Source organism: Mesorhizobium sp. M0998, assembly GCF_040318885.1.
Lineage (GTDB): Bacteria > Pseudomonadota > Alphaproteobacteria > Rhizobiales > Rhizobiaceae > Mesorhizobium.
The window spans coordinates 1-9,304 of the sequence record NZ_JAMYND010000083.1; the positions used below are offsets into that span (position 1 = coordinate 1).

The window sequence follows — 9,304 nt, forward strand, 5'->3', positions numbered from 1 at the left end:
GCGACAGGGCGAGGCCTTAGACGCCTTCAAAAGACGCCCAGTAGGCCAATCAGGTTAAGCACACCCTTCATGCAAAGCCCTCACAGGGGGAGAAGGGGACGCGCTCCTATCGCCGGGTCTGATAATCCGCCGGTGCGGCGCATGGCCGGCGCCCGGACGTGCACATCCGTCTTGACGCAAGCCCGAACTGCGCCGCACAATCGCTCGCAGCAGGCGAAGGGAGGCCAGTCGCCTGCGGGAGGATATACCCATGACGGAAGCGATCAGGCTCTACTGGGGCCGGTTCGGACATGTTTCTGTCCTGAACGTCGCCAGCGACTTCGTCACCCACGCCCATGTCGAGGCGCATATCATCATCTGGCTGGAAGGCACCGCCGGCGAGATGACCATCGGCCGCGAGACGGTGCGGCTTGGACCGGGCACCGCCGCCGGCATCAATTCCTTCCAGCCGCACAGCCACGCTCTGTCCCGCGACGGCACGCCCGGCCTGTTCCTCGCCTTTTACATCGATCCGGACTGGGCACGAAAACGCCGCGAGCTGCCTTCCGCCGCGCCGCTGTTCTCCGCCCCGGCAATCACGCTCGAGCCTTGGCTGCACAAGGCAGCGGCCAACCTCCTCGACCATCTCAGCGACAATGAGAGCATCGACGACATCGCCAATTACGAGATCGAGCGCTTCATCGACAGCGTGCTCGATGCGGCCGATGCCTCCGCACCGCAGACGGTGCGCACCCGCGTCAACACCATGCAGGATTTCCGCGTCCGCAAGGCGATCCAGCTGATGAAAGCCAATGTCTGCGAGCGTATCTGCTTCGACGACGTGGCGCGCAGCGTCGGCCTGTCGCGGCCGCATTTCTTCGCGCTGTTCAAGGAACAGACCAATCTGACGCCCAATGTCTATTGGAACACGCTGCGCATGGAGGAAGCGGTGCGGCAGTTACAGTGGTCGCAGGAGCCGCTGATCTCGGTCGCCTGCAATCTCGGCTTCACCACGCAAGGCAATTTCTCGCGCTTCTTCCGCGACCATGTCGGCGTCCCGCCGACGCTTTACCGCGAAGCGGCGCGGGCGATCAGCTGAGCGCCCGTTTTTTCAGACTATTTGATAGGCGTTCAAGACGCATTGATAAGCGCCGCCGAGCCTGCCGCCCTACCCTCCCAGGCAGCTGATTTGCGAGGGAACGTTCAAATGGCGAAAGTCACCATCTCCAGCGTCATCGACGCACCGGTCGAAAAGGTCTGGGCGCGCATACGCGACTTCAACGGTCTGCCGACCTGGCACCCGCGCATGGTCGAAAGCCATATCGAAGACGGCAAGGATGCCGGCACGATCGGCTGCGTGCGCAATTTCCAGCTCGCCAGCGGCGCCCGCCTCCGCGAAAAGCTGCTCGATTTCTCCGACGAGAATTTCCTCGTCAGCTACGCCATCCTGGAGACGCCGCAGCCGCTCACCAACCACAAGGCGACGTTGCAGTTGCGGCGGGTGACCGACGGCGACCGCACCTATGCCGAATGGACCGCCAGCTTCGACGCCGCTCCCGAGGAAGCCGATCAATTGGCCGAAGGCATGGGCGCCAACGTCTTCCAGGGCGGGTTCAACGCCCTGAAGGCCCATTTTGCCGGCCAGAGCCAGGCGTAAAGGGAGCGTTCCATGGCGCTTGCACTGCAGAGTTTCGCGACGGTGAAGGACGCCGGCGCGGCGCTGAAAGCCGCCGGCACCCGCTACCTCGGTGGCGGCACGTTGGTGGTGCGCGCCGCCAATGAAGGCGACGTGTCGATCTCCGGTTTCGTCAGGTCGACCGAACCGGCGCTGTCGGTCATCCACATTTCCGGCGGCGAGGTCCGCATCGGCGCTTCGGTGACCAAGGCGGCGATCGCCCGCCATCCGGATCTCGCCCCGCTGACCCACGCCGCGCGCGCCGTCGGCGGCCCGGCGATCCGCAACATGGCAACGGTCGGCGGCAATCTCTTCGCGCCAACGCCTTACGGTGATTTCACCGTTGCACTGCTGGCTTTGGATGCAACTGTCAGCACCGGCGACGGCGAACTCCCGATCGAAACCTTCCTGGCGAAACGCGAAAGCAACCACGCCATCGTCACCGCGGTCGGCTTCACGCTTCCGAAGGAAGGCGGCTTTCGCTTCCTGAAAGTGTCGAGGGTCAAGCCAAAGGGCATTTCGGTGCTGAGCATCGCGACCGTGCTGGAGCACGCATCGGACGGCACCGTGTCGTCAGCGCGGATCGCGTTCGGCTGCATGGCCGACCGGCCGATCCGTGCCAGGGCGGCGGAGAAGGCCCTGATTGGCCGGGAACTCACGAGCGAGGGCATCGCACCGGCACTGGCTGTTGCCCGCGACGGCACTTCGCCGCGAACCGATCCGATCGCCAGTGCCTGGTATCGCAACGAAGTCCTGCCGGTCCATCTCGGCCGGCTGCTGCTCGCCTGAAAGACCGTGGCATCCGCCTGGCTGCGGCGAAAGGAGTAAAAAGATGGCAAAGGTCCCGGTTCAGTTCACGCTCAATGGTGCCGAAAAGGCCGAATTCATTGACAGCGGCACAACGCTGCTTCATGCGCTGCGCGACAAGATCGGCGACACCTCGCCGAAGGGCGGCTGCCACCAAGGCACCTGCGGCGCCTGCTCGGTCATCATCGATGGCGAGCTCAGGCTGTCCTGCCTGACGCTGGCTGAGACCTGCAATGGCGCAACCGTCACCACCACCTCGGGACTGGCGGAAGGCGGCGTGCTGCATCCGCTGCAACGCGCTTTCCTCGATGCCTTCGCGACCCAATGCGGTTTCTGCACGCCGGGCATGATCATGGCCGCCAAGGTGCTGCTCGACCAAACGCCGAACCCCAGCCGCGAGGATGTGGTCGAGGCACTGTCCGGCAATATTTGCCGCTGCACCGGCTACGAACCGATCATCCAGGCGGTGCTGAGCGCCGCGCGTTCCAATTCGCAGAACGCGGCTTGAGGGGAGTCAAAAAGATGGAACTCCGCAAGAGCTACTTTGCCGACCAGCGCAAGGACGATCTGCACGAGATCGGCCAGCCGCGGCCGCGTTCGGATTCGCCCGGCCATGTCACCGGCAAGACCGCCTATTTCGCCGACCGCAATTTTCCCGGCATGCTGCACCTGAAGATGGTGCGCAGCCCGCATCATCACGCCCGCATCCGCAGCATCGATACGTCAGAGGCGGAAAAGCACCCCGGCGTCGTCAAGGTGCTGACCGCCAAGGATGTGCCGCACAATGTCTACACCATCCTGATCCTGATCCAGATCGGGCCGCAGGACGAGACGGTGCTGGCCGACGGCAAGGTGCGCTGGAAGGGCGAGGCGGTGGTCGCGGTGCTGGCCGAGACCGAGCGTGCCGCCCAGGAAGCCGCCGCCAAGGTCAAGGTCGACTACGAAGTGCTGCCCGCCGTCTTCGACATGGACGAAGCGCTGAAGCCCGGCGCGCCGATCGTCAATGAATATCACGGCCGGAATTATTACCTCTACGATAGCGGCGAATGCCGCAAGGTGCGCTTCGGCGATGTCGAAGCCGGCTTCGCCGAGGCCGACCACGTGCTCGAACAGACCTACCAGTCTTCACCGATCGAGCATGCGCCGACCGAGACGACCGGCTGCATCGTCGCACCCGAGGGTAACGACCGCTTCACCTGCTACACCAACACGCAGGCGATGTTCTTCACCCTCGATAACGCCTCGATCATCCTGCAGATGCCCGGCAACAAGCTGCATTTCGTCGGCGGCACTGTCGGCGGCGGCTTTGGCGGCAAGGTCGACGTCATCGTCGAGCCGATTGCCATCCTTGGCGCCAAAATAACAGGACGACCGGTCTGTTTTATCTACAGCCGCGAGGAAGAGATGCAGATTTCCTCGCCGCGCGCCGCCGAGAAAGTCGTCATCAAGGACGGCGTCATGAACGACGGCCGCATCGTCGCGCGTAAAGTCACGGGCTACACCGATGCCGGCGCCTATTCGCGCCATTCGCCCTACGGCGCGCAGAAGGGCGCCGGGCATTATCCCGGCCCCTATACGATCCCGAATGTCTGGATCGACACCTACTGCGTCTACACCAACCGCACCCCGTCCTCTGCGATGCGCGGCTTCGGCGTCACCATTGGCGATTTCGCGCTAGAGGTACAGATGGACAAGCTCGCCCGGCTGATCGGCATGGACCCGCTCGAATTCCGTTTCATCAACGCCTATCGCGATGGCGACATGAAAGCACATCGGCAGCCGACCGAGGGTGCTGCGCTGATCGAGTGCATGCAGGAAGCCTCGCGCGCCGCCAACTGGCCGGTAGCGGAAAAATTCATGGCGATGTCGTCTTACGCGAAGGGAGCTTGAGATGGCGATCAGGCGCGGACGCGGCGTCGCCGCGATCAATTATCCGACCGGCATGAATCTCGGCGGCGACCCGACCCAGGCGCTGGTGCATTCGACGCCGACCGGCAATTTCATGGTGACGCTGTCGAGCGTCGATCTCGGCCAGGGCATGAAGCAGATCATGGCGCAGATCTGCGCCGAGACGATCGGCGTGCCGACCGACCGTGTCGTCGTCGACACCGCCGACACCGACACCGGCCCGCACTGCATGGGCACCTTCGCCTCGCGCGGCACACACCGGGCCGGCAACGCCGTCATCCAGGCGGCCAGGGAAGCCCGCCAGGTGATGCTGGAAGTAGCGGCCGAGGAGCTGGAGGTCAATGCGTCGGACCTCGAGACCGATGGCCAGGGCAACATCCTGGTCAAGGGCGCGCCGCAGAAATCGATCTCGATCTTCGATGTCGCGCTGTCGGCGCATTTCAAGCGCGGCCGTTCGATTTCCGGCCGCGGCATGTTTTTGATCCCGCGCTCCTATCCGGAAAAGGAAACCGGCGCGATGAAGCCGTCGACCTGCTACGCCCACGCCTGCACGGTTGCCGAGGTCGAGGTCGATGACGAGACCGGCGAGGTCACCGTGCTGACCGTGAAGAACGTGTTTGAGATCGGCCGCGCGCTGAACCCGAAAATGGTCGAGCAGCAGCTCGTCGGCGGTTCGTGGATGGGCATCAGCCATGCTCTCTACGAGACGACCGAACCCTATTATCCCAATCGCGATCATGGCGGCACCGATTTCAATCAGTATCTGATGCCGGGACCGGGCGATCTCGCGCAAACCGATATCATCGTGCTGGAGAGGCCCTCGGCGGACGGGCCGTATGGCGCCAAGGGGCCGGGCGAAATGTGCGCCAACCCGCAGATCCCGGCGGTCGCCAATGCCGTCTTCGACGCCGTCGGTGTGCGCATCGATACACTGCCGATCACGCCGGAGCGCATTCTGCGGGCGCTGGAGGCGCAAGCCCCGAACTGAGTGCCGGAAATGCCCAAGAGAAGCGCCCGGACTTCAAGCGCAGAGACAGTCGCGACCTCGCCGGAGGCGGTGGCGTCCCGGCTCGCCACCTCGCGCTATCTCGCCGATGAAAGCCTGGCCACCGCAATCTTCCTGGCAATCAGGCTGGGCAAGCCGCTGCTGCTCGAAGGCGCGCCCGGCGTCGGCAAGACCGAAGCGGCGAAGGCGATAGCCGAACTGCTCGGGCGCGATCTGGTGCGGCTGCAATGCTATGAAGGCATCGACGCCGCACATGCGCTATACGAGTGGAACTACCAGCGCCAGCTGCTCGCCATCCGCCATGCCGGCGAGCACGAGGTCGACATCTATGACGACCGTTTCCTGATCGCGCGGCCGCTGCTGCAGGTGCTGAAGGTGCCGGAAAAGCGCGTGCTGCTGGTCGACGAAATCGACCGTTCAGACCATGAATTCGAAGCGCTGCTGCTGGAGTTCCTGTCCGATTTCCAAATCAGTATTCCCGAGCGCGGCACCATTCGCGCGACGGCGCAGCCGATCGTCATCCTGACCTCGAACCGCACCCGTGAACTGGCAGAAGCGCTGCGGCGGCGCTGCGTCTATCACTGGATCACCTATCCCGACGCCATTCGCGAGGCCGAGATCATCATGCTGCGCGCCGGCGACGTCGCCGAGGCCACGGCCCGCGCCGTGGCTTCCGCCGTGCGCGACATCCGCGCGCGTCCGCTGGCCAAGCCGCCAGGAATCGCCGAGGCGGTCGAATGGGCCAACGCCGCCACCATCCTCGAAAAGGGCGGCAGCCCCTGGCCGGAAGCCTTCCGCCGCGCCATCGGCGTGCTGATCAAAGACGAGGAGGATCTATCCTGCATCGCGCCGGAGCTCGGCAAGATTGTCGAGGAGGCGCTGGCGTGATGCACGATCGAAGCGCGCTAGCGCGATACCCCAGGGCTAGTGCGCGACGCTGGCAGGACAGAGGGGGGCGCGAAGGAATGATGCGTCCGGAAAGTTTGCCCCGTGCGACCACGCCGTTCCTCGGCTTCGCCCGGCTGCTCCGCCGCTATGGCTTTGCTGTCGCGCCGGAGCAGGTCTCCGGCTTCATGCAGGCAGTAACCCTGCTCGGTCCCCGTTCGATGGCCGACATCCGCGAAGCGGCCCTCGCCACGCTGGCGCCGCCGCCCGACCGCCGCGACGAATTCGAGGCGCATTTCCGGAGCCATTTCTATGGGGATGCCGCGGCGCTGGTCGAAGGCGAGGCCGACGAGGAAACCCGCATCAAGGACGATGGTGCAACGGGCGAAGAAGAAATCGAAGTGGTCCGCCAGGAGCAAGGCGGCGAACTGTCTTCGGCCAGCGAACAGTTGAGCGTCCGCGAGTTCCATCGCGACAGCGACGGGCTTGCCGCCTTCCGCCGCAAGCTCGCCACCGCTTTGCCCGCGCGCCGCTCCTTCCGCACTGTACGCACGCATGCGCGCGGCAAGCTCGATCTGCGCCGTTCGCTTAGGGAGATCGTCAGCGCCGACGGCGATATCCCCTCGCCGCTGCTGCGCCGGCGGCAGGCGGTGCCGCGCAAGCTTCTCATCCTCATCGATGTATCCGGCTCGATGAAGCTCTACACATCGGACTATCTCAAGCTGGCGCATGCGGCCGTGCAAGGCGCCGACCGGGCGGAGGTCTTCACTTTCGGCACACGGCTGACCCGCATCACCTCGCCGCTGCGCATTCGCGACCGCGACCAGGCGCTGGCCCGCGCCGCTGCCCAGGTCGACGACTGGGACGGCGGCACCCGTATGGGACCGACGCTGCTCGCGTTTCTATCGGTGCCGCGCTTCTCCGCCTTTGCACGCGGGGCGGCGATCGTCATCCTGTCGGATTCGCTGGAGCGCGGCGATCATGCCGAGCTGGAGACGGCGATGCGCCGGCTGAGCGCCCGCGCCTTTCGGCTTTCGCTGGCGACGCCGTTGGCCGGCGATCCGCGTTTTCGGCCGGCCACGGCAGCACTTCGCGCCATCCTGCCGGTGCTCGACGACCTGGTCGACGGCTCGTCCATCGCGGGCGTCACCGAGTTCATCCTGTCGCTCGCCCGCCCCGCCCCGGCGGCCGCGGCAATCTGGAAGAGGGTTTCGTGATGCAGAAGGCGATCGACGCGCATTTCCACATCTGGCGCCAAAAGGACCAGCCATGGCTGGTCGGGCCGATGGTGCCGCGCATCTTTGGCCCTTACGAGCCGATCCGCCGCGACTATCCGATCGAGGAATTCCTCGCCGACGAGCAAGGCTCGGGCGTCGAGAAGGCGGTCTATGTCCAGACCAACTGGGCCAAGGAGGATTTCGAGAACGAGGTCGCGTTCCTGCAGAAGACCGCGGAAGAAACCGGCTGGCCGCACGCCATCGTCGGCTATGCCGACATGACCGTGGACGACGTGCGTTCCCAGATCGACCGGCTGATCAAATACCCTCTGCTGCGCGGCGTGCGCATGCAGCTGCACTGGCACCAAACGTCGGCCTTCCGCTTCGCCGCCTCGCCCGATCAGGTCATTGACCCGAAGGTGCGGGCCAATGTCGCGCGGCTCAAGCGTTACGGCCTGTCCTTCGACCTGCAGCTTTTCCCCGCCCAGATGAAGGATGGGCTGACGCTCGTCGGCGAGAACCCGAGACCAATTTCATTCTCACCCACGCCGGCATGCTGACCGACATGGAGCCCGAAACCACCGAGGCCTGGAAGGCAGGCCTGCGCACGCTGTCAGCGGCGCCCAACCTCTATGCAAAGCTGTCCGGCCTCGGCACCTTCGTCCACCGCAACGACCCGGCGCTGATCGGCTATATCGTCGACAACGCCATCGACATCCTCGGCAGCGACCACCTGATGTTCGGCTCGAACTTCCCGATCGAGAAACTGTGGACCAGCCATTCCGAGTTGATCAAGGCGCATCGGGAAGCGGTGGGCAAGCACGGCACGGCGGCCGAGGCGGATATCTTCTGGAACACTGCGGCGAAGGTTTATCGGCCGGTGTAGCGCGCATCCCTTCTCCCCTTGTGGGAGAAGGTGGATCGGCGCGTAGCGCCGAGACGGATGAGGGGTGCTGGAAGAAACGCGGCGGAGAAAATCCCAGCGATTTGAAGCACTTACGTCTCCAAGGCCGCGATCCGTCCAGCACCCCTCATCCGACCGAGCTTCGCTCGGCCACCTTCTCCCACAAGGGGAGAAGGGAAGGCGCCGCGCCTCACCTCACCGCACCTCGAACTGCGGATCGACCGGTATCTGCATCGCGGTGACCATCTGGTTGGTCTGCCCGGCCAGCCCGATGATCGAGACCAGTTCGCCATGCTGCGCATCGGTCATGCCCTTGGCCCGCGCTGTCGCCGTATGCGAATGGACGCAATAGGAGCAGCCATTGGCGGTCGAGACGGCGATATAGATCATCTCCTTGGTCAGCGGATCGATGGCGCTGTCGGCGACCATCACCGCCTTGAGCTGTTCCCACACCCGCTTCAGCGACGCCGGATCATTGGCCAGCCCGCGCCAGAAATTGTTGACGAAATCGGATTTGCGCGTCGCACGGATGTCGTCGAATACCGCCTTGACCGCCGGGATTTTTTCCACCTCGGCATCGCTCAGAAGTTTCGTCGTGGCCATGGCTTGGTCCTTTCGTTTGGATCGTTATGCGAGGTCGTTGAATCAGGTCGGGAGAAAAGGCGGCTAACCGCCTTGGATGAATCAGCAATTGACGCGCTGAGGCAAGACCGTAAGGCTGGCCGAGGCCCCTCACCCTCGTCATCCCTGGGCGAAGCAGGAGCGAAGCTCCGTCGCGGAGACCCTGGGATCCATATGTGGACGGCGCCCTGCCTGCAACGGTTGTTTTGCGTCGTTTTCGATAGTGATGGGGTGGACGCCCCCTCGACGGCATCGATGTGCCAGAATGGTGGTGTTTGACAGCCACCGTAAGAGAGGGAGCG

Annotated in this window: 9 protein-coding genes and 1 pseudogene; 9 read left to right on the top strand and 1 reads right to left on the bottom strand. The window is 64.4% G+C overall.

Going from position 1 to position 9,304, the window contains the following annotated elements:
- Positions 1-250 precede the first annotated feature (250 nt).
- The 9 genes and pseudogenes from NKH59_RS32760 (at position 251) to NKH59_RS32800 (ending at position 8,363) form a co-directional block, all read left to right on the top strand.
- The gene (locus tag NKH59_RS32760) at positions 251-1,078 is read left to right on the top strand and encodes a helix-turn-helix domain-containing protein (RefSeq protein ID WP_353024358.1); all 828 of its coding nucleotides are present in this window, start codon (positions 251-253) and stop codon (positions 1,076-1,078) included.
- Between the two features lie 108 nt (positions 1,079-1,186).
- Positions 1,187-1,636, top strand: coding sequence for an SRPBCC family protein (locus NKH59_RS32765; RefSeq protein ID WP_352474973.1), 450 nt, complete (start codon positions 1,187-1,189; stop codon positions 1,634-1,636).
- Positions 1,637-1,648: 12 nt separating this feature from the next.
- The gene (locus tag NKH59_RS32770; protein WP_353024359.1) at positions 1,649-2,443 is read left to right on the top strand and encodes an FAD binding domain-containing protein; all 795 of its coding nucleotides are present in this window, start codon (positions 1,649-1,651) and stop codon (positions 2,441-2,443) included.
- 43 nt (positions 2,444-2,486) lie between these two features.
- The gene (locus NKH59_RS32775) at positions 2,487-2,969 is read left to right on the top strand and encodes a (2Fe-2S)-binding protein (RefSeq protein WP_352503850.1); all 483 of its coding nucleotides are present in this window, start codon (positions 2,487-2,489) and stop codon (positions 2,967-2,969) included.
- A 14-nt stretch (positions 2,970-2,983) separates the two neighbouring features.
- The gene (locus tag NKH59_RS32780) at positions 2,984-4,351 is read left to right on the top strand and encodes a xanthine dehydrogenase family protein molybdopterin-binding subunit (protein ID WP_353024360.1); all 1,368 of its coding nucleotides are present in this window, start codon (positions 2,984-2,986) and stop codon (positions 4,349-4,351) included.
- A gap of 1 nt (position 4,352) precedes the next feature.
- The gene (locus tag NKH59_RS32785; RefSeq protein ID WP_353024362.1) at positions 4,353-5,357 is read left to right on the top strand and encodes a xanthine dehydrogenase family protein molybdopterin-binding subunit; all 1,005 of its coding nucleotides are present in this window, start codon (positions 4,353-4,355) and stop codon (positions 5,355-5,357) included.
- 9 nt (positions 5,358-5,366) lie between these two features.
- Entirely contained in the window at positions 5,367-6,263 is an 897-nt protein-coding gene (locus NKH59_RS32790) for an AAA family ATPase (RefSeq protein ID WP_353024363.1), read from the top strand.
- Positions 6,264-6,340: 77 nt separating this feature from the next.
- A complete protein-coding gene (locus NKH59_RS32795; protein ID WP_353024365.1) occupies positions 6,341-7,477 on the top strand; it encodes a vWA domain-containing protein in 1,137 nt (378 codons plus the stop codon).
- Positions 7,477-8,363 (top strand): annotated as a pseudogene (locus NKH59_RS32800) (amidohydrolase family protein). Before NKH59_RS32795 ends, NKH59_RS32800 begins: the two are co-directional and overlap by 1 nt.
- Before the next feature lie 213 nt (positions 8,364-8,576).
- On the opposite strand, the gene NKH59_RS32805 reads toward NKH59_RS32800, so the two are convergent.
- Positions 8,577-8,984 carry a carboxymuconolactone decarboxylase family protein gene (locus NKH59_RS32805; RefSeq protein ID WP_352542966.1) on the bottom strand — a complete coding sequence of 136 codons (408 nt, stop codon included), beginning with the start codon at positions 8,982-8,984 and terminating at the stop codon, positions 8,577-8,579.
- Between the last annotated feature and the right edge of the window lie 320 nt (positions 8,985-9,304).